The 18,977-nt window shown below is 59.5% G+C and carries 18 protein-coding genes; 7 read left to right on the top strand and 11 right to left on the bottom strand.

The features are described 5' to 3' along the window. The first annotated feature begins 7 nt into the window (after positions 1 to 7). Genes ABQ278_RS12795 through ABQ278_RS12780 form a run of 4 tightly spaced genes read left to right on the top strand, consistent with a single transcriptional unit; the run spans position 8 to position 3,077 of the window. The gene (locus ABQ278_RS12795; protein ID WP_349322163.1) at positions 8 to 586 is read left to right on the top strand and encodes a histidine kinase dimerization/phospho-acceptor domain-containing protein; all 579 of its coding nucleotides are present in this window, start codon (positions 8 to 10) and stop codon (positions 584 to 586) included. Between the two features lie 22 nt (positions 587 to 608). After that, positions 609 to 1,403, top strand: a complete 795-nt coding sequence (locus ABQ278_RS12790; RefSeq protein WP_349319943.1) for an ATP-binding protein — start codon at positions 609 to 611, stop codon at positions 1,401 to 1,403. Positions 1,404 to 1,461: 58 nt separating this feature from the next. Continuing rightward, positions 1,462 to 2,739 (top strand): phosphoribosylamine--glycine ligase, encoded by a 1,278-nt coding sequence (purD, locus tag ABQ278_RS12785; RefSeq protein WP_349319942.1) that lies wholly within the window; start codon positions 1,462 to 1,464, stop codon positions 2,737 to 2,739. A gap of 29 nt (positions 2,740 to 2,768) precedes the next feature. Beyond that, positions 2,769 to 3,077, top strand: a complete 309-nt coding sequence (locus ABQ278_RS12780; protein WP_349319941.1) for a hypothetical protein — start codon at positions 2,769 to 2,771, stop codon at positions 3,075 to 3,077. A 147-nt stretch (positions 3,078 to 3,224) separates the two neighbouring features. Here ABQ278_RS12780 and ABQ278_RS12775 read toward each other — a convergent pair whose 3' ends face one another. The 6 genes from ABQ278_RS12775 to ABQ278_RS12750 form a co-directional block, all read right to left on the bottom strand. Next, positions 3,225 to 3,512 carry a hypothetical protein gene (locus ABQ278_RS12775; protein ID WP_349319940.1) on the bottom strand — a complete coding sequence of 96 codons (288 nt, stop codon included), beginning with the start codon at positions 3,510 to 3,512 and terminating at the stop codon, positions 3,225 to 3,227. 165 nt (positions 3,513 to 3,677) lie between these two features. Next, positions 3,678 to 4,721: a glycoside hydrolase family 5 protein gene (locus tag ABQ278_RS12770; protein ID WP_349319939.1), complete on the bottom strand. Its 1,044-nt coding sequence runs from the start codon at positions 4,719 to 4,721 to the stop codon at positions 3,678 to 3,680. Between the two features lie 52 nt (positions 4,722 to 4,773). Further along, the gene (gene lpxK, locus ABQ278_RS12765; RefSeq protein ID WP_349319938.1) at positions 4,774 to 5,808 is read right to left on the bottom strand and encodes a tetraacyldisaccharide 4'-kinase; all 1,035 of its coding nucleotides are present in this window, start codon (positions 5,806 to 5,808) and stop codon (positions 4,774 to 4,776) included. Next, positions 5,805 to 6,992, bottom strand: a complete 1,188-nt coding sequence (locus tag ABQ278_RS12760; RefSeq protein WP_349319937.1) for a glycosyltransferase N-terminal domain-containing protein — start codon at positions 6,990 to 6,992, stop codon at positions 5,805 to 5,807. The genes lpxK and ABQ278_RS12760 overlap by 4 nt, the downstream gene beginning before the upstream one ends. 81 nt (positions 6,993 to 7,073) lie before the next feature. After that, complete coding sequence (locus ABQ278_RS12755; RefSeq protein ID WP_349319936.1) at positions 7,074 to 7,790, bottom strand: lysophospholipid acyltransferase family protein; 717 nt, start codon at positions 7,788 to 7,790, stop codon at positions 7,074 to 7,076. Beyond that, positions 7,787 to 9,625, bottom strand: a complete 1,839-nt coding sequence (locus tag ABQ278_RS12750) for an ABC transporter transmembrane domain-containing protein (protein ID WP_349319935.1) — start codon at positions 9,623 to 9,625, stop codon at positions 7,787 to 7,789. Before ABQ278_RS12750 ends, ABQ278_RS12755 begins: the two co-directional genes overlap by 4 nt. Positions 9,626 to 9,826: 201 nt before the next feature. Here ABQ278_RS12750 and ABQ278_RS12745 point away from each other — a divergent pair, with 201 nt between their 5' ends. After that, positions 9,827 to 10,516: a fused DSP-PTPase phosphatase/NAD kinase-like protein gene (locus ABQ278_RS12745; protein ID WP_349319934.1), complete on the top strand. Its 690-nt coding sequence runs from the start codon at positions 9,827 to 9,829 to the stop codon at positions 10,514 to 10,516. A 35-nt stretch (positions 10,517 to 10,551) separates the two neighbouring features. Here ABQ278_RS12745 and ABQ278_RS12740 read toward each other — a convergent pair whose 3' ends face one another. From ABQ278_RS12740 to ABQ278_RS12730, 3 genes are read right to left on the bottom strand one after another with little or no spacing between them, the layout of a single operon-like run. After that, positions 10,552 to 10,782 carry a DUF4170 domain-containing protein gene (locus ABQ278_RS12740; RefSeq protein WP_349319933.1) on the bottom strand — a complete coding sequence of 77 codons (231 nt, stop codon included), beginning with the start codon at positions 10,780 to 10,782 and terminating at the stop codon, positions 10,552 to 10,554. Positions 10,783 to 10,800: 18 nt separating this feature from the next. Beyond that, positions 10,801 to 11,598, bottom strand: a complete 798-nt coding sequence (locus ABQ278_RS12735; protein WP_349319932.1) for a 3'(2'),5'-bisphosphate nucleotidase CysQ — start codon at positions 11,596 to 11,598, stop codon at positions 10,801 to 10,803. Then, positions 11,595 to 12,980 carry a TldD/PmbA family protein gene (locus ABQ278_RS12730; RefSeq protein WP_349319931.1) on the bottom strand — a complete coding sequence of 462 codons (1,386 nt, stop codon included), beginning with the start codon at positions 12,978 to 12,980 and terminating at the stop codon, positions 11,595 to 11,597. Before ABQ278_RS12730 ends, ABQ278_RS12735 begins: the two co-directional genes overlap by 4 nt. 316 nt (positions 12,981 to 13,296) lie before the next feature. Between ABQ278_RS12730 and ABQ278_RS12725 the strand changes: the two genes are divergently transcribed. Next, positions 13,297 to 15,135 (top strand): EAL domain-containing protein, encoded by a 1,839-nt coding sequence (locus ABQ278_RS12725; RefSeq protein ID WP_349319930.1) that lies wholly within the window; start codon positions 13,297 to 13,299, stop codon positions 15,133 to 15,135. Here ABQ278_RS12725 and ABQ278_RS12720 read toward each other — a convergent pair whose 3' ends face one another. Continuing rightward, the gene (locus ABQ278_RS12720) at positions 15,136 to 16,668 is read right to left on the bottom strand and encodes a UbiD family decarboxylase (RefSeq protein WP_349319929.1); all 1,533 of its coding nucleotides are present in this window, start codon (positions 16,666 to 16,668) and stop codon (positions 15,136 to 15,138) included. Between the two features lie 215 nt (positions 16,669 to 16,883). On the opposite strand from ABQ278_RS12720, the gene ABQ278_RS12715 reads away from it, so the two are divergent. Next, positions 16,884 to 17,759 carry an NAD-dependent epimerase/dehydratase family protein gene (locus tag ABQ278_RS12715; protein WP_349319928.1) on the top strand — a complete coding sequence of 292 codons (876 nt, stop codon included), beginning with the start codon at positions 16,884 to 16,886 and terminating at the stop codon, positions 17,757 to 17,759. Here ABQ278_RS12715 and ABQ278_RS12710 read toward each other — a convergent pair whose 3' ends face one another. Next, the gene (locus ABQ278_RS12710) at positions 17,760 to 18,977 is read right to left on the bottom strand and encodes a tetratricopeptide repeat protein (RefSeq protein ID WP_349319927.1); all 1,218 of its coding nucleotides are present in this window, start codon (positions 18,975 to 18,977) and stop codon (positions 17,760 to 17,762) included.

Genomic DNA, 18,977 nt, shown 5'->3' with positions numbered 1-18,977 from the left:
AACCTCGATCGCGCTGTTCCACTCCGAAGATCGTGAGGCGGTCGAGCGTTGCGTTCGCCAAGCCATGACAAGCGGGGAGGATTTCACCTTCCAGAATCGCCTGATCCGCGCTGATGGCGAAGAGCGCATTGTCTATTCCAAAGGCGGCGTCGAGATGGACGAAAAGGGCGCGCCTGAGTTCATTTTCGGCATCCTCCAGGACGTCACCGAGCAGGTGCATTTGCAGGAAACCCTGCTTGCCGCCAAGGAAAATGCGGAGGCCTTCGTCCTGGCTAAATCGGACTTCCTGTCGAATATGAGCCATGAAATCCGCACGCCGCTGACAACGATCCTCGGCTACGCCACCCTGCTCAATGGCGTGCCGGAAATGCCAAGCGACGCCAGACACTATATCGGCCGCATCAATAAGGCCGGCGAGGCGCTGCTCAGCCTGATCACCGATATTCTAGACTTCTCGAAGCTGGAGGCCGGGCAGGTCAAGCTGACGCCGCAGCCAACGGATCTGCGCAGCCTGGCCTCGGATATCATCGACCAGTTCGCCGTGCTGGGTGAAACCCGCAACATCACCCTGAAGTCTCGCCTATGACGCACGCACGCCGGACTGGCTGATGCTCGATGAGGTGCGCCTGCGTCAGGTGCTGTACAATCTGATCGGTAACGCCTGTAAATTCACCCATGACGGCGCCGTCACCCTGTCGGTGGAGATGGATAAGACGGGCCGGTTGCGTGTCGAGGTCCGGGACAGCGGGCCCGGTATTGCGGCCGATCAGCAGGCACGTCTTTTCACGCGCTTCAACCAGATCGACAACAGCATCAACCGCAAGCACGGTGGTTCGGGGCTTGGCCTGTCGATCTGCTACGAAATCTGCAAACTGATGCAGGGCGAGATCGGTGTAACATCGGTTCTGGGCGAGGGCTCGTGCTTCTGGTTCGAGATTCCGGTCGCCATTGCCAAAGCGCCCAAAGCGGTTACGGCCGCGCTCGATCTCAAGCCGTTTTTCCTTGAAGACCGCAAGGTGCTGATCGTCGATGATCATCCGATCAACCGCGAACTGATCCGTCTGTTGCTCACCGATTCAGGCCTGGAGCTTCATGAGGTTGGCGATGGCGAGGCAGCGCTTGAAATCTGCGAAACCATCAAGTTCGACCTGATCTTCATGGATATCCAGATGCCGGTGCTCGACGGTATTGCCGCCACTCGCTGTCTGCGTGAACAGGGTGGCCTCAACGCGGAAACCGCCATTGTGGCGCTAAGCGCCGCCGCCCAGACCAAGCTTTCAGACGATACACGCGGGCAGGGCTTTACCCATGTGCTGAGCAAGCCGATCGATATGCCGCAGTTTTTCGCCATTCTGCGCGATTGTCTCGAAGGCACGTTTATCTCACACCGGCTGGCGGGCTAATTTCAGTTTTTATGGTTTTTCTCCTTGACCGGAACCCGCCTCTGAGGGAAGCGAAAGCATGAACATTCTGCTGATCGGTTCGGGCGGCCGCGAACACGCCCTCGCTTGGAAAATCGTGCAATCACCGCTTTGCGACAAGCTGGTCATCGCGCCGGGCAATCCGGGCATGGCGGCTTTAGGCGCCAAAGACATAGAGTGCCATAATATCAAGGCGACGGACGTGGCGGGCCTGGTCGGTCTGGCGCGGGACATCAAGGCTGATCTGGTCGTGGTCGGTCCCGAAAACGCCCTGGCGGAAGGTTTGGCCGATGCCCTGGCCGTGGTCAATATTCCTTGTTTCGGTCCGAAGAAACAGGCGGCGCAGCTTGAGGCCTCGAAGGCCTTCACCAAGGATTTCTGCAAGCGTCACAATATCCCCACCTCAGCGTCGGAAACCTTCGATAACGTCGCTGAGGCGCGCGAATTCCTCAAAACCTACAGCCCGCCCTATGTCATCAAGGCCGATGGTCTGGCCGCCGGCAAGGGCGTTGCGATCTCGCCGGATTATCAGGACGCCGTGGCCGAGATCGAGGCCATGCTGGGTGGCCGTTATGGTCCGGCCAGCTCGAACATCGTGATCGAAGAATTCATGACCGGCGAGGAGGCTTCGGTCTTCGCTATCTGTGACGGCGAAACGGCTATGCTGTTCGGCTGGGCGCAGGATCACAAACGCGCTTTCGATGGCGATACCGGCCCCAATACCGGCGGTATGGGCACCTATTCGCCGGCGCCTATCGTCACGCCCGATCTGTTGCGCATTACCCAGGATGAGGTGCTCAACCCGACCATGGCGGGCATGAAAGCCGAAGGCAACGCCTATACGGGCGTGCTCTATGCCGGCCTGATGATCGAAAACGGCCGCCCGCGTCTGGTGGAATACAATGCCCGCTTCGGCGATCCGGAATGTCAGGTGCTGATGCTGCGCCTTAAAAGCGACATCGTGCCCTATCTTCTGGCGGCGGCCAAGGGCGGCCTCAAAAACATGCCGGCGCCGGAATGGCATGACGAACCGGCGGTCTGTGTGGTCTATGCCGCCAAGGGCTATCCCGACAGCCCCTTGACGGGGTCGATCATCCGTGGCGCCGAGCAGGATTTCGGCAGCGATGTCACCGTGTTCCACGCCGGCACCAGCCGCGCCGAGGACGGTTCTTTGCGCGCGGCCGGCGGGCGCGTGCTGAACATCTGCGCGCGCGGCAAGACCTTGCAGGACGCGCGAGACAAGGCCTACGCCGCGATCGGCAAGATCGACTGGCCGGGCGGCTTTTATCGCACCGATATCGCCTGGAGAGCGCTTTAGGCTTTTAGCCGAGATATTAGGGGGGGAGAATGAGCCGACTGATTATCAAACCGCGCAAGACTACGCAATATGGTATGCTGATGATTGGCAGTGTCCTACCGGTCATGACAATCGGTCTTGGTCTGCTTCCTGTATTCGAGCGCGGTATAGTGGCGTTTGGTAGCCTGCCAGATATTGGCGAGACCTTGCTGTCATTGGCTGGAATGACAACTATGGGGGCTTTCTTATGGCTCTATTTTGAAACCTGCCGTTACATAGTCGAGAACGGATATCTCTCTGAGAAGAAGTTCGGCCTCACGCTTTGGAAAATTCATAGCGAGCAAGCTGAGATCGAGTAAATTCAAGACAGCGGGTTTACGCATTGGATCGTTCGTAACTGCCAAACCCACAAACGCATTGGCAAAATCTATTGTGGGCAGTTTTATCCTGAAGACTTACAGCAGTTGCTCGACACACTCTTCCCGGATGCGATGCGGGAAGAGTAATTATCCCTCAATCATATAGGTAAAGGGCTTGCCGCGGGATTCGGGTTCCCAGCCGGCCTCCATGGCCTTGCCGATCTGAATGGCCACGTCCTGCTTATTGACCTTCGGGCGCTGGGCATGGCGGCTGGGCTTCGGGAACGGATATTCGAGCAGCAGCACCTTTTGCGGGTTTTCCTCGTGCTGCACCGAGATGCACAATCCCTTGGCGCCATCCACTGTGGCCCACTGCGGTTCACGGTGGATATGCCAGCGGTACGCGACGCCGTCGACCTTCGCGACGTCTTCCATGGCTCGTTTCGCCTTAGCGACCATTATTTACTCTTTTGAATCAGGGCTTCGAGGATCGGTTTGATCCCATGGCGGCTTGTCTACATCATAGACGGCAAAACCGCCATCCCAATGACGTCAGGCTACACGTGTCGCTTAAGCAGTTACGGGTAAAACTCATGACAACTATTCTTTGCTAGCGGGGATGAGGGCTTTCAGGATGGGTTCGACCCAGGCCTGCTTCTTGAAATCATAGACGATGAAGTCGCTGGAAAACTGCCAGTAGGCATAGGCGAAACCACGACTTTCCGCGGCGCGCGCTACGGTCGAGGTCCACAGAACGCGGTCCTTCATGGCCGCCTTGTCATAGGCGCCGAATTCACCAAGCAGTATCGGGCGATCGTTTGCGACCGACCAGGCTTTCACGGCGTCGAAATCCTTGCCGACCTGAGCGATCTGCTCGGGCGTACCGAACAGCACATCCTTGAGCGCGGTGATTTCCGGCGGTGCCCAGCTAGCACCCTGATGGGTGAAGTTGAATGGATCGTAATAGTGGAAGGTGGCGATGATATGCCGGTCGTCCTGCGGCAGCTTGAGCAGTTCCAGATCGTTGCGGCTGTTCCAGTGCGTTGGCCCGATGATCACGTTACGCTTTGGATTGCTGGCGCGGACGATGCTCAAGACCTGAGGGAACAGGGCATTCCAGGTATCGGCGTCGAGTTTATCGTGCGGTTCATTGAGCAGTTCGAAAATGACCGTATTGGGCTCGTCGGCATAGCGCGTCGCCAGTTGCGACCAGACGTTTTTCAGCGTTGTGGCGCAGACCGCGGCGTCCTTTGAACAGTCGGTGAAGTCGTGCTCATCGAGGATGACGGTGAGATTGTATTTCTTGCCCATCTCAACCACCCAGTCGAGTTTGGTCATCCATTTCGGATCGATCTTGCCGTCCGCGCCGATGTGGCTGAAGGTGAAGAGCACTACGCGGATCGTACCGAAACCGGCATCGTGCATTGCCTTGAAATGTTCTTCTTTGTAATTGCCTTGGCCACCGTCCTGCCAGTAGGGATCATAACCGATAATGTTGACGCCGGGGCCCATTTTCGCCACCTGTTCGGCGGCCGAAATCTCAACAAAGGGCTTGGGGCGTTCAGCGTGAGCGGCTGAGGCCAGGCCTAAAGGGCCGGCCATCAGGGCAAGCGCCAGCCGGAGGCCCGTCATAGGTTTTAACATATATCGTCTCCCTCATTTATCGTTGTTATGAGGGGAAGGTAGTCCGCGAGGTTTACCGAGTTAAACCCTGCGCGCCACTTCTGACAGCGTTGTCGAGAAACGCCAGCAGGCCGGCTTCATTGTCGAATTTGGCGCGGATCGGCAGGCAGGCGATTCGGCTGCGCCAGGCAGGATCAAGCTTGATCCAGTCCTTTTGCGTGGTGATGAGCCGGGCGCCCAAGGCTTCGGCCTCAGCCATCAGCCTGGTCAGATCGGCGGGGGTAAGGGACGCATGGTCGGGGAAGCCGCGAAAGCCCGCGATATCATAGCCTTCGCTCTGCAGGGTAGCCTCAAACTTCCAGGGCTTGGCGATGCCGGCAAAGCCAAAGACCGGTGCGGGGATCGCTGGTGCATGGGCTTGCAGGCGGGCGACGAAGACCGGTTTGTCGCCGAGCAGAGCGATCATATCCGGATCGGGCTGGGCGTCATCGTCCGGCATCCACAGCACGCAGAGGTCAGCACGCTCAAGGCCTTGCGCCAGCGGTTCACGCATCGGGCCATAGGGGCAGACGCCATTATCGCCGAAAGGCCAGGCGCCGTTGCGCGTATCACCATCGATGATCAGAATATGCAGGTCCTTGGCGATTTTCAGGTTCTGGTGAGCGTCATCGACCACGGCGATGATCGGCTTCGGTGTCTTGCGCACCTTTTCAATAAGACGCAAACCAGCGGCGCGGTCATGGGCGATGACGAAGGGATGATCCTGCGCCAGCATCAGGGGTTCATCACCGACGTCTGCTGCGCTATGGAGCGTGGGATCGACCCTGATCGGCCCGGCCAGCGTGCCGCCGTGACCGCGCGACAGACCGTAAGCCTTAGGCGTCAGCAGGCTGAGAATCTCGCCGGCGATCGGCGTCTTGCCCGATCCACCGAGCGTCACATTTCCGATGCTGATAACGAACAGCTTTGAACGGAAGGGCTTGGCCGTGGCGCTTTTGATCCTATTGATCGCGAGCCATACCAAGGACAGAGGCCACAGGAGAAAGCGCCACCACGGTGCGCCAGCGGCGTTTTTCTTATACCACCAGTCCGGCGTTTTGATCGTCATGGCGTGCGTTCGGGTAACAAAGGCGACAGCGCCGCCCAGACAGTATCAAGCGTATTGGCTTCGCGCTTGCTGACGATATGCGCCTTTTCGTTGGCGGTCCGCACCACTTCCGGGTGCTGGCGCAACTGGCTGAGCAGGAAGCCGAGTTCGCTCGGTCCCTGAACGCGGAAGCCCGCATCATCATCGAGCAGGTCGGCATAGATGCCGCTCCAGTTGCTGATGTCCGGTCCGGTGATGACCGCCTTACCGAGCCGCGCGGCTTCGAGCGGATTGTGGCCGCCAATGTTTTCCAGAAAGCTGCCGCCCATGATGGTGATGCCGGCGAGGCTGAAAAAGACGCCCAGTTCGCCCAGCGTATCGGCGAGGTAAACGTGGGTCTTGGCGGTGATCTTTTCAGCCTTCGAGCGCTGCGCCACTTTCAATCCCATGGCTTCGAGATCGAGCCTGATCTCGGCGGCGCGGATGGGATGGCGCGGAACCAGAATCAGCAGGTCGCCGCCCCATAGCGCCGGTTCCAGCGTCTTGGCGATCAGGCCGTCCTCGCCAGCATGCGTGCTGGCCGCCAGATAGGTGAACTGCTTGCCGACCAGCTTTTTCAGCTCTGACAGGGCAGCCTGATCGACCGGCAGGGCAGCGCCGACCGATTTGAGATTGGCGCGCGGACCGACGATGGCCCCCATGGCCTCCAGCCGTTCCTCGCTGTCGGCATCCTGCGCCATGATCAGGCTGTAGCCTTTCAGCAGGGTGCGGACCCCGCCCTTGAAACGCTGCCAGCCCCTGTAGGTCTTCTCGGTGATGCGTGCGCTCAGCAATACATTCGGCACCTTGCGCAGGCTTAGTTCGCGCAACTGGATCGGCCAGATGTCGCTTTCGATGAAGACGGCCAGATCGGGACGCCAGTGATCGAGGAAGGCCTTGACCGCCTGCGGTGTATCGATCGGCGCAAACTGGTGGATGACGCCTTCGGGCAGGCGCTTGGCGAGAATATCGGCCGAGGTCGTGGTGGCCGTGGTGATCAGGATAGTGAGGTCCGGGCGCTCGGCGGCCAGCACCACGATCACCGGCAGGGCCGAAAGGCTCTCACCGACGCTGACGCCATGGAACCATACGAGTTCCTCCGGAAGGACGCGGCATATCGGTCTTACCGAGACGTTCGGTATAACGCACGGCGTCTTCCTTGCCACGCGCCACACGGTTTTTCAAAAGGCGCGGGGCGATGCCGTGGGCTAGTCCCATCAAACGACGGTAGAGGGCCAGCGAAAAGCTCATGAGGTCAGGCCTAGAAGCGCATCGGCATGATCGGTGACGGCGGTCAGGGCCTGTTCGGCCTCAAGGCGCAAGGCCTCAAACGCGGCTTCGTCCGTATCGGTCGGCACAGGCGGCAGCACGCCCCATACCATGGCGCCCTTGGTGAAGGGCAGGGGCACACGCATCCGGTCCCAGGTGTTGAATTCGAGATAGGTCTTGGTCGATTGGCCCAGCACGACCAGTGGCGCCTGGCTGATCTGTGACAGCTTGAGCGAGCCTTCGGTCATGACGCGCGACGGTCCGCGCGGGCCATCGGGAGTCATGGCAACGCAGCGCCCGCCGATCTCCTTGTCGCCGCGTATCCAGCGGATCAGTTCGCGGAAAGCGCCGGCGCCGCCTTTTTGCTTGCTCGGGTCGGACTTCTTGGCCGAGGAACCGCGGATCGAATGATAGCCGAAGCGCGTATTGATCTTGACGCTGACATCGCCGCTTTTCGACATCGAGGCCAGCACACAGACCGGCTGCCCGCGATCGCGCGGCCATGAGGCGTGGCCGAGGTGCAGGCGACCGTGCCAGAACATCAGCAGGACCGGGCCCTTGCCATCCCAGATGGCTTCGACGGCGTCTTGCCCCTCGACCTGCCATGTGGTGGTGGCGTAACAGAATTTGAGATAGCCAACGATAATCGTGGCGATCAGGGTTTGCATAAAATCGGATTGCAGCAATTTTTTCACGCGACCACCTCCGCGACGTAGGGCTGGCCGAACTGGCTGGCGGCGAGGGTGGCGTAAAGCCCGCCGCTGTTGAGCAAAACGCTGTGCGTGCCGCGTTCGACGATTTGTCCCGCCTCCAGTACCAGAATCTGGTCGGCGTGGCGGATGGTGGAGAGGCGGTGCGCGATGATAAAGGTCGTGCGACCGGCCATCAGGCGCTCCAGCGCTTCCTGCACCTTGATCTCGGATTGGGTATCGAGTGCCGAAGTGGCCTCATCGAGCAGCAGGAGCGGGGCGTTTTTCAGGAAAGCGCGGGCAATGGCGATACGCTGCTTCTGACCGCCGGAAAGACGCGAACCGGCTTCACCAACGCGGGTGTCGTAGCCTTGCGGCAGGGCGCGGATGAAATCATCGGCAGCGGCGTCCTTTGCAGCCTGTTCGATTTGCGCCAACGAGGCGCCGGCAGTGCCGTAAGCGATATTAGCGCGGATGGTGTCGTCGAACAGAAAGGGATCTTGCGTCACCAGTGCTATCTGGTCGCGAAGCGAAGAGAGGGCGATGTCACGATGGCTCACATCGTCGAAACGGATATCGCCGTCGCTCAGATCATAGAAGCGCGGAATCAAATTAAGCAATGTTGATTTTCCGGAGCCGGACGGCCCCACCAGCGCGATGCTCTCGCCCGCCTTTGCAGTAAAAGATACGGCGTGCAAAACCGGGGCATCGCCATAGGAGAAGCTCGCCATGTCGAAGGTGATAGTTTTGAAATCGCGTGACAGGGGCTTCGCATTGGCGGTCTCAGTTATTTCCGGCTCGATATCGAGCGCGGCGAAGAGACGTCGTGCGGCGGTCATGCCTTGCGTAAACGTGCCTTGCAGACCGGCCAGTTGGCGCAAGGCCTGACTGGCGGTGCCAAGCGCGGTGATGAAGGCGAAGAGGCTCCCGGCGGTGATGGCGCCGCTTTGGGCGCGCCAGCCAGCATAGGCCAGAAGACCCGCCAGCAACAGGGCCGTCAGCACTTCGGTGGCGGGCGCGGCCATCGAACGGGCATTGGCGCCCTTGATCATATGGTTCTGGCGGCGGGCGATGACGTCGCCGATGCGCGCCTCTTCGGCGGTTTCCTGATTGCTGATCTTGATGATCTTGACGCCATCGAGGCTTTCCATGACGGCGGTCGAGAGGGTCGAGGTCTCCGCCATGGTGCCCTGCGCCGCCTTACGCGTCAGCTTGAGGTAGCGCCCCATTACCAGGCTAATGAGGGGGGCAGCGACCAGAACAGCCAGGGTCATGCGCCAGTCATAGATCAGCATGGTGACGATGCCGCCCACCACGATCAGGCTCGCCTGCACGTATTGAACCACGCCGGTTGAGGCGGCATCGCGCACCAGATCAGCATCATACAGCACCGACGACAGGTATTGACCGGAGTGGGCCTGTTGCAAACGGCCGAGATCGGCGCGGACGAGGCGTGAAAACAGTTGTCCCTGAATCTTGCCGACAAGCTGATTACCGAGTTGATTGAGGGACATGGTCAGGCCGCGCTGGCCCAAGAAGCGGATCAGGCCGGTGACGATAATCACGGCTGGCACGATCACCAGCGGGTGTGCGCGCAGCCAGTTTTTCAGATCGACAGGGAAGACTTTCAGGGAGGCTTCGGCGCTGGCGGCATGAAAGAGAAGGTCAATGGCCGGGCCGAGCCACCAGGCCAGAATCGAGGTGGCAATGGCGACGATAACGGCGCCCAGGAGCGCTATCGCCAGCAAACCTCGTTGGGGCTTAAGATATTGCACCCACACGCGCGCCATCAGCGCTTTGGCGCTAAGGTCTGCTGGGGCGGTCGAATTTGCTTGGTTCATCAATCGGTCTGGTAATCGCTTTTTGAGCATTTATATAGGTTTATGCGTCAATTCTGTAAGCCTGTCGCCTGTTTATGTGTTAATAGCCACCCGAATCCACCTCCAAAAGCCTCTTGGCTTTTGGCAAGAGCGACCGCTTGCCTGCGCCCGGAAACCTATCTGCTGCGCGTAGCCGGCGGCGCTTGAGCCCTAAGAGAATAAATGAAACTGCTGCCCAAGAAGATCCACAAAAAGGCGTTTCCGACTGACACCAAGTGGGGGCTTTTCACCACCTATATGCATTATCTTTGGGCCGATCACGCCTATCTGCGTGTTGGTTTCACCAATGCGCACTGGATCGGCAAGGACATGGTGCGGACCAACCAGCCGTGGCCGTTTCAACTGGCCTGGTGGAAAAAAGAGGGCATCCGCACGGTGATCAACCTGCGCGGCGGCAAGGGCTCGTTCTATTATCTCGAAAAACACGCCTGCGAAAAGCTGGGGCTCAAGCTGGAAGATTTCGGCCTGACCTCGCGCAGCTTGCCGACCGCGGCTGAATTCCGCGAAGCCAAGGCGCTGTTTGAGCGCATCGACTATCCGGCGCTTTTGCATTGCAAATCGGGCGCAGACCGCGCCGGCATGATGAGCGTGCTCTATCGCCACTTCCATCTTGGCGATCCAATCCGCGAAGCGGCCAAGGAACTGGGCTTGCGCACCCTGCACATGAAGGCCGGCCATACGGGCGTGTTAGATTACGTGTTCGAGGTTTACCTGCGCGACATCGAGCCCAAGGGCATCAGCTTCTATGACTGGACCCAGAGTCCGGACTATGATCCCGACAAGATCAAGTCGACCTTCCACGCAAGCTGGTGGGGCACGCTGCTGACCGACAAGCTTTTGAAGCGCGAATAGGAAAAAGGCCCGTGAAACTCACGGGCCTTTTTGATTTACGCATCGGCGGTCGACGGATCGATCAGCTTATGGGCGTGGATGACGAAATAACGCATCAGCGCGTTATCGACCGTCGATTGCGCCTTGGCGCGCCAGGCTGCGACGGCCTCGGTGTTGTTGGCGTAGGCGCCGACAAACTCGACCTTTTTCAGATCCTTGAAGGTGGTGCCGTCGAGGCTCAAAAGCTCGCCGCCGATGACGAGGTGGAGGAGTTGTTTGTCGCTCATAATCTTACTCGCTAAATATCAAAGATGTTCCAGGTGAGCGCAACGCCGGATGATATCATCGAAAAGCGGTGCGCCCGCGCAGATCAGGGAGGGCTTGAGGCTGTCTATAGCATTGAATCCGTAAGGATTACCTAAATGGTCTGTGACAATCGCGCCAGCCTCCTGCGCGATCAGGGTGGAGGCCGCCACGTCCCAGTCACGTTTCGGCGTAAGCGCGATAGTGAAATCCGCCTTGCCGGCGGCGACGCACACCATGCGGTAGGCGACAGACGGGCGCGAATGGACGCTGAGACGCGGCCACGGCACCGGCCATATATCCTTGCCGAACAGGCGGGAATTGCCGAGCACTTCGGAATCTTCCAGTTGTGTGCGCTGGCTGGCGCGGATCGGCTGGCCATTGAGCCATGCGCCTTCGCCATAGGCGGCCGCGTACATTTCAGACGAATCCGGCGCATAGACCACGGCGGCGACCGGCAGGTTGGCCTCGATGACCGCCAGAGCGATGGTCCAGTACGGGCTGCCCTTCGACAGGCCCATGGTGCCGTCGATCGGATCAAGCACGAAGGTGCGCACGGAGGTCAGGCGCTCGGCGTTATCGGCTTCCTCCTCGCTCTGCCAGCCATAATCGGGGCGAGCCGCGAGCAGGGCCTCCTTGAGCCATAGATTGACCTCGGTATCGGCATTGGTGACGATGGAGCCGTCGGCCTTGTAGCTGGTGATCAGGCCGTTGGCTTTGAGGTGCTGGGCAAGCGCCCCCGCACGACGCACCTTGTCGATAATCAGTTCGAGGTCGGTGGCGTGATCATCGCGCATCATTTGCCCCCAAGGCTCAAGCCTTCGACGAGCAGGCTTGGTGTATCCATGGTGCCGCGAATCTCCAGATCGGAGGCGGGAACCAGCCGCTTGAAGATATCGATCAGATTGCCGGCGACGGTAATTTCATTGACCGGATAGGCGATGACGCCGTTTTCGAACCAGAAGCCCGAAGCGCCGGCCGACCAGTCGCCCGTTTCGTTATTGACGCTGGGGCCGAACATTGAGGTGACAACGACACCCTTGCCCGCCAACTGCATAAGGGCTTCCGGCGACTGCGTGCCGGCTTCCAGCGTGATGTTGTGTGTAGCGACGCCCGGTGGGCTGGCAAGGCTGCGCGAGGCGTGGCCGGTCGAGGGCATGCCGAGTTGCTTGCCGGCACCGGTGTTGAGCAGCCAGCCGGACAGGACGCCATCCCTGATGATCGCGCGCCGGCTGACCGCCACGCCTTCATCATCGAAAAAGCACGAGCCGAGGCCACGGACGCGCAGCGGATCATCGATGATCTGCACAGAGCTGTCGAAAAGCTGATGGCCCAGTTTGTCCTTTAAAAAAGACGAGCCGCGCGCGATCATGCTGCCGGAAATGGCGCCAAGGAACTGGCCGATCAGTGACTTGGCGATGCGCTTGTCAAACAGGACCGCCGCTTTTTGAGTCTCGATCTTGCGGGCGCCCAGAGCGGCGAGGGCGCGTTCGGCGGCTATGCGGCCGGTCTCGGTGACATCGGGCAGGTCAGCGGCAAAACGGACGCTGCGGCCTTCGCCATCGCGCTCCATATTGCCGTCTGTATCCGTGGCGATAAAGCGGCCGGACTGGAAGAACAGGCTGGTCTGATGCGTGCCGCGGAAACCATCGGAGGTCAGCATCGACCACATGTTCTGCACGTAGCCGGTGCTGGCGGCGTCGCTTTGCAGCGCGTCATTGCCCCCCGCCAGTCCGCCGGCTTCGATATCGAGCGCGCGCTGTTGCAAGCTTTCGGCGCTCAGGTGCGTCGGGTCGAAGAGTTGCAAATCCGGCTTTGTGGCTGCGGGCTTGTAGAGCAGCGCCGGATCGGCCAGGCTGGCATAGGGATCTTCCGGTGCCAGGCCGGCCATGGCGACGGCACGCTCGACCAGGCGATCAAGCGTCGCTTTCGAGAATTCGGAAACCGAGACGACCGCCTGTTTCCGGCCGACGAAGACACGCAGACCCAGATCGCTGTTCTCATCGCGCTCGACGGTTTCGACCTCGCCCTTGCGAATGCCGACCGACAAAGAACGGCTTTCGGCGAACACGGCTTCGCAGTCATCCGCGCCGGCCTTGCGGGCAGCGGTCAGAATATCGTCAAGGCGCTGGACTTGCGCGTCTGCGCGGGCGGAATCGGTGTCGTTTCGCGTTTGCAACATGAAAAATCTATAGGCCCGCGCCCTGTGGTTAGGCAAGTCTCGTTTGTGACAATTCGACGTGGCGAAACATGCGCAAAACGGCTTTTTGTTGCAGCCGCGTACCGCAGCTTAGCGGTTTTTTTATATGTGAGGTCTAGGGTGCCGTGCAATCGGGCCTGCCTGACTAGACTTTCAAGACCATGACTGAGGCTAAATGCGTATTTTGATGAACAGCTTGGCGAATTTGCTTACGCCGCGGCGGTGGTCAAAGAACAGCGCCCCGCGGGCGGCTGACACGAACGGCCTTACCCTGAGCGAAGCGGAAGAGGTGGCGGCTATGAAGCCCATCATCTCCAGCTATTGCCTGATCATCGGTTGTTACTATACGTTCGTTACCCTTAACCGCTTCCTCAGCGAAACGGGGCATGGCCTAATGATACTGGCCACTTTATCCGTTTTGACCACAGGGGCGTCTCTGATCTTTCACGCCTTTTATGTCAAAAAAGCGCGTCACGTATATCAGCTCAACATCGCGAGCCTTACGGTCAATTTTCTGCTGTTCTGCAATCCGGTCGCTTTCCAAGCACTGCATTTCAATGAGAACCGACTGGTCTATTTCGTTTTCTTAAGCCTGGTCTATGCCATGACCGGGATCAGCCTGCGCGTGGTTATTCCGAGCGTTGGCGTCACACTCGTGACGGTCGCTGGAATGGGCTATATACATAACGGCAGATTGTCCGTCGATAATGTCGCCATGGTGATCCTGATGGTGGGACTGGCCACTCTGTTGACCGTGGTCGTGCGTCAGACGCTTTTACGCGCCGTGCAGGCGCGCGTTATGGCGGAAGATCTGCACGGTAAGGCACAGGCCATGGCCGATAGTGATGTTCTGACCGGATTGCCCAATCGTCGCAGTTTCTTTCGTGTCATGGAGGCGGCACTGGCGGGCGTCAGTACGGGCCGGCAGGTCTTCCATCTCGCGCTCATCGACCTCGACGGCTTCAAGCCGATTAACGATATCTATGGCCATAGTGTTGGAGACACCTTGCTGATCGAGGTCGGTAATCGCCTGACACGGGTCTGCGAGGGGCGTGCCTTTGCCGCGCGCATGGGCGGTGACGAATTTGCGATTATCCTCTATGGCGATGTCAGCGCGCAATCGCTTGAAGACTTTGGCGCCAAACTATGCGACGCCCTGCGCGATACCTATTTCCTCGGTGGCGTGACGGCCAATATCTCCGGCAGTGTCGGTTTCGTGAAATGCGCTTCCGATCAACTGACCGCTTCGCAATTGCTGGAGCGCGCCGACTATGCGCTCTATTTCGCCAAGCAGAATCTGCGCGGCGCCCCGGTGGTTTTCACCGACAAGCACGAAGCTGACATGCGCGATTTCTCGCTGGTTGACCAGACCCTGCGCACCAGCGATCTCGATACAGAACTGTCGATTATGTTCCAGCCTCAGGTCGATGTGGTGGACAACAAGACGGTTAGTTTCGAAGCGCTGGCGCGCTGGAATAGCGCCAAGTTGGGCTCGGTGCGGCCGGATATCTTTATCAAGGCGGCCGAGCGTTCCGGCCTTATCACTCAGATCACGCTGTTGCTTCTGGAAAAAGCTCTGACCGAAGTGCGGACATGGCCGGAAGCGACGCGTGTGTCCTTTAATCTGTCGGCACGCGACCTGCGTTCCGGCATTTCGATCGTCAATATCTGCAATGCCGTGCGCAATTCCGGTATCGATCCGCACCGCATCGAATTCGAGATTACCGAAACCGCCATGCTGACTGATTTCGAGCAGGCGTGCGAGGCACTGGCCAAGCTGAAAAGCATGGGCTGCCGCATCGCCATCGATGATTTCGGTTCGGGCTATTCGAGCTTCAGCTATATCCATCGTCTGCCGGTCGACAAGATCAAGATCGATCGCAGTTTTGTGGTGCAACTCCTGCAACATGGCTCAGCGCTCAAGATCATCAAGACGATCATCGATCTGTGCCGTAATCTCAATCTGGATTGCGTCATCGAAGGCGTGGAAACGCAGGCCGAAATGAACAAGCTGGCACAGATCCGCGCGCGCTATATTCAGGGGTACCTGTTCTCAAAACCGATGCTGGCCGAGCAGGTTCTGCCCTATCTCGAGAACGAGACATCGCGCATCCATGCGGCGCTTGAGGCGGGCTGATTACTTCCAGATGCTCTTTCCGCTGCCGGGCAGGCCCATCTCGGCCCACTTTTTCGACACGAGGTCGATGACCTCCTGCTCCATATAAAGCTTCTCGCCCCACTCGCGGTGGGTTTCGGGTTCCCACTTATTGGTGGCGTCGAGACCGATCTTGGACCCCAGACCTGATTCCGGTGAAGCGAAATCGAGATAGTCGATCGGCGTGCGATCGACCAAGGTGATGTCGCGCGCCGGATCCATGCGCGTGCTCATCGCCCACATGACATCCTTCCAGTCGCGGGCATTGATATCGTCATCCACCACGATGATCCACTTGGTGTACATGAACTGGCGCAGGTAGGACCACGCGCCCATCATCACGCGCTTGGCGTGACCGGGATAGGCTTTCTTCATCGAGATCACCGCGATGCGGTAGGAGCAGCCTTCAGGAGGCAACCAGAAATCGACGATCTCAGGAAACTGCTGCTGGATAAGCGGGATAAACACCTCGTTGAGCGCTTCGCCAAGCACCGAGGGCTCATCGGGCGGACGTCCGGTGAAGGTGGAAAGATAGATCGGCTTCTTGCGCATGGTGATGGCGCTGATCTTGAAAATCGGGAACTTCTCGACCGAATTGTAATAGCCGGTGTGGTCGCCGTAAGGCCCTTCGTCGGCATAGTCATCGAGCATGACGTGGCCTTCCAGGATAATCTCGGCGTGGGCTGGCACCAGCAGCGGCACGGTCTTGGCCGGTACAAGCTCGGCCTTTTGTCCGCGTAAAAGTCCGGCGAACTGGTATTCCGACAGAGTGTCCGGCACAGGTGTGACGGCGGCGAGGATCAGGCCGGGATCGGCGCCCAGAACGGCCGCGGCGGGCAGGGGCTCACGCCGGCCCTCGGCCTTCCAGCGACGGTGGTGCTGCGCACCGCCGCGATGGGCCAGCCAGCGCATGATGGTGGTGTCCTTTGATAACACCTGCATCCGATAGATGCCGAGATTATAGTCGTCTTCGCGCTTGTCCGAAGGACCTTTGGTGACGATCAGCGGCCATGTGATCAGTGGCGCCGGCTCGCGGGGCCAGCAGCCCTGGATCGGTAATCGGGTCAGGTCGATCTGGTCGCCGGTCAGCACCACCTCCTGCACTGGCGCGGTCTTCACCGTCTTCGGGCGCATGGCCATGACCGTTTGGGCAAGGGGCAGCATGTCCCAGGCGTCCTTAAGGCCACGCGGGGGCGCAGGCTGGCGCAGGAAGGCCAGCAATTCGCCGACTTCGCGCAGATCGGACGGCAGGGTGCGGTCCTTGCCATCCATTGTGACGCCCATGGCGACGCGCTTGACTGTGCCGAACAGGTTGACCAGAACCGGCATGGGCGAAGGCGTACCGTCTTCGAGCATGACGTTCTCGAACAGGACGGCCGGGCCTTTTTCCGCCAGCAGGCGGGTCTGGATCTCGGTCATCTCCAGGTGCGTCGAGACCGGCGTGGTCACCCGAACGAGTTCGCCGGAAGCTTCCAGCTTGTCCATAAATTCGCGCAAAGACTTATAAGCCGACATTTTATATCCTTAGTCGCTCAAGCGCCGCGAAGGCTACCTCGCATGGGTTCGGACGGGCGCTTGCCCTTGCCACGGCAAGACCGTGGAGAGCGTTCAATCCCGGTCACATAGGCTGGAATGTCAGCCGTGGCAATGGGGCCAAGGGTCGCAAGTGTTGGGCCATTGAAAACAGATGTCAACTCGGCCAAGGTGACGCGATTCGTCGGGAGGATGCCGTGGTCGCGGACAACAGAGGCTTGCTGGTTATTGGCGCGCGTTCGCTGGTCGGACGCCGCATGGCCGAAGCCATCAAGAGCGCCGGCTGGCCGCAGGACAGCGTGCGCTATACCGCGCGCGAACCACTGGCCGGACAGAGCCTGATCCTCGACACGACGCGGCCGCAGGACTTCCAGCCGGATCGCAATTTCGTAGCCGTCATTATGTGCGCGCCAATCTGGCTGATCAGCGAAGCCCTGCTGGAGCGCCTCACCGAGCTTGGCATGAAGCGGATCATCGCCTTCTCCTCGACCAGCCGGCTGACCAAGGCTACTTCCGCTGAACCGGCCGAACGCGAGGTTGTGGCGCGCCTGGCGGAAGGCGAGGCTATCCTGACCGCCTTTTGCGAAGCGCGCGGGGTCGCCTGGACCATCCTACGCCCGACCCTGATCTATGATGAGGGCGAGGATGCCAATGTCAGCCGTATCGCCGGGACCATCCGCAAGCTGGGCTTTTTCCCGGTTTGCGGCCTGGCATCGGGTCTGCGCCAGCCTGTTCATGCGCGTGACCTCGCCACCGCCGCCATGCAGGCCCTGACCGCGAAACCGGCTTATAATATGGCCTATAACTTAAGCGGTGGCGAAGACCTGACCTATGCCGATATGGTGCGTAGGATTTTCGAGGCGCTCGGCAAGGCGCCGGTGATCATCGCCCTGCCGGTCTGGATGTGGCGCCTTGGTTTTTTCGCTCTCAATCTGATCCGGCCGAAAAAGGCGCTCAAACGCAATATCAGCATGGCTCTGCGCATGAATGTTGATCTGTGGTTCGACCACAGCGCCGCTACGAAGGCTTTCGGCTATGCACCAAGAGCTTTCAGGCCCGTTTTCCAGACGTAATTATTTCGGCTTCCATTTCATCGATACGCGCACAGACTTGCCATCAAAGCGCTTAGCCCAGTCGGTCTTGTTCCCCGAACTGCCGAGACGGTCCATGATTCGCATCAACGAGGCGCCGAAACCATAATCCTTGGGCGATTCTGTCACCAGCACGCAGTCGTCTAAATCGCCGCTGGGGCTAAAGCGACATTCGGCGGCGGCTTCACCGCTGATGTTGTCGTTCTGGGCGTCCCCGGGATAGGACGAAACGCTCAACTGATCGAAATAGCCATGGATATCCAGGGTCTGAAAGCGCGGGTCGTTGGTCTCGGTGGCATAGAAGATGACGTCGCGCGGAATTTGCGCCAGCGACAAAATCTCAGGCTCTTTGGGTGCATCGGGATGGGCTGCCAGCCAGGCATGGCCCACCTTATCGTCGTCGTTACGCGCCAGAATGTGATAGAGCCGCGCAGCGCGGTCGAGATCGGCGCTTGTGCCCTGACCGGCCTCATAGGCTTGCGCCGTCAACGCAATCGCCTCTCGGTCGCCACGGCGTGCCGCTTTCTTGAAGAGGATCAGCGCCTCTGTGTAGTTCTGCGGCACGAGATCGCCGATCTGGTAAAGCTGTCCGAGTTCGGTCAGGGCTGCGGCATGTCCCTGGTCGGCAGCCTTTTTCAGATTTTGCAGAGCTAAGGTGTTGTTGGGCGCCGTGCCGCGACCTTCGGCATAGGCCATGCCCAGGGCATATTGCGCATTGGCGGCGCCTTCAGCGGCAGCCGTTTTGCAGTAGGGGAAGGCTTTCGGCCAGTCGGCGTGGATCGTGGCATCTTCTGTATAGGCCTTACATATAAACAAACTGGCCTCCGTACGCCCCTGATCGGCGGCCTTTTGATACCAGGTCAGCGCCTGGCCGGAATCCGGCTTCACGCCTCGGCCCAGGCGATAAAAACCGGCCATATCGAGCTGGGCCTGCGCATTGCCGGCGTCGGCGGCCTTGCCGATCCATTCAAGGGCAGATTTTTCATTCTTCTTCTGAGCGTACTTGCCGATCAGATAAGCCTGGCCGAGATCGTATTGCGCTTGAATATCACCGGCATTGGCCTTGTTGCTAAGTGTTTCAAACTGTTCCTTGGCGGTGGGCGGCTTCGGTGCGGCCAGTGTTGCCATAGCCGGCTGAGCGTTCCCGATCAGGGATGCCGCCAGAAACGCTAAAACGGAGACCAAAGCGGCTTTACGCAC

It is taken from the genome of Asticcacaulis sp. MM231 (genome assembly GCF_964186625.1).
In the GTDB taxonomy this organism is placed as follows: Bacteria; Pseudomonadota; Alphaproteobacteria; order Caulobacterales; family Caulobacteraceae; genus Asticcacaulis.
This window is presented reverse-complemented; position numbering and strand designations above follow the sequence as displayed.

Bases quoted from the DNA above. Each gene is read 5' to 3' on its own strand.
- ABQ278_RS12790 (WP_349319943.1), top strand. From the start codon at position 609: ATGCTCGATGAGGTGCGCCTGCGTCAGGTGCTGTACAATCTGATCGGT.
- purD (WP_349319942.1), top strand. From the start codon at position 1,462: ATGAACATTCTGCTGATCGGTTCGGGCGGCCGCGAACACGCCCTCGCT.
- ABQ278_RS12780 (WP_349319941.1), top strand. From the start codon at position 2,769: ATGAGCCGACTGATTATCAAACCGCGCAAGACTACGCAATATGGTATG.
- ABQ278_RS12775 (WP_349319940.1), bottom strand. From the start codon at position 3,512: ATGGAAGACGTCGCGAAGGTCGACGGCGTCGCGTACCGCTGGCATATC.
- ABQ278_RS12770 (WP_349319939.1), bottom strand. From the start codon at position 4,721: ATGTTAAAACCTATGACGGGCCTCCGGCTGGCGCTTGCCCTGATGGCC.
- lpxK (WP_349319938.1), bottom strand. From the start codon at position 5,808: ATGACGATCAAAACGCCGGACTGGTGGTATAAGAAAAACGCCGCTGGC.
- ABQ278_RS12750 (WP_349319935.1), bottom strand. From the start codon at position 9,625: ATGAACCAAGCAAATTCGACCGCCCCAGCAGACCTTAGCGCCAAAGCG.
- ABQ278_RS12745 (WP_349319934.1), top strand. From the start codon at position 9,827: ATGAAACTGCTGCCCAAGAAGATCCACAAAAAGGCGTTTCCGACTGAC.
- ABQ278_RS12740 (WP_349319933.1), bottom strand. From the start codon at position 10,782: ATGAGCGACAAACAACTCCTCCACCTCGTCATCGGCGGCGAGCTTTTG.
- ABQ278_RS12735 (WP_349319932.1), bottom strand. From the start codon at position 11,598: ATGATGCGCGATGATCACGCCACCGACCTCGAACTGATTATCGACAAG.
- ABQ278_RS12730 (WP_349319931.1), bottom strand. From the start codon at position 12,980: ATGTTGCAAACGCGAAACGACACCGATTCCGCCCGCGCAGACGCGCAA.
- ABQ278_RS12725 (WP_349319930.1), top strand. From the start codon at position 13,297: ATGAAGCCCATCATCTCCAGCTATTGCCTGATCATCGGTTGTTACTAT.
- ABQ278_RS12720 (WP_349319929.1), bottom strand. From the start codon at position 16,668: ATGTCGGCTTATAAGTCTTTGCGCGAATTTATGGACAAGCTGGAAGCT.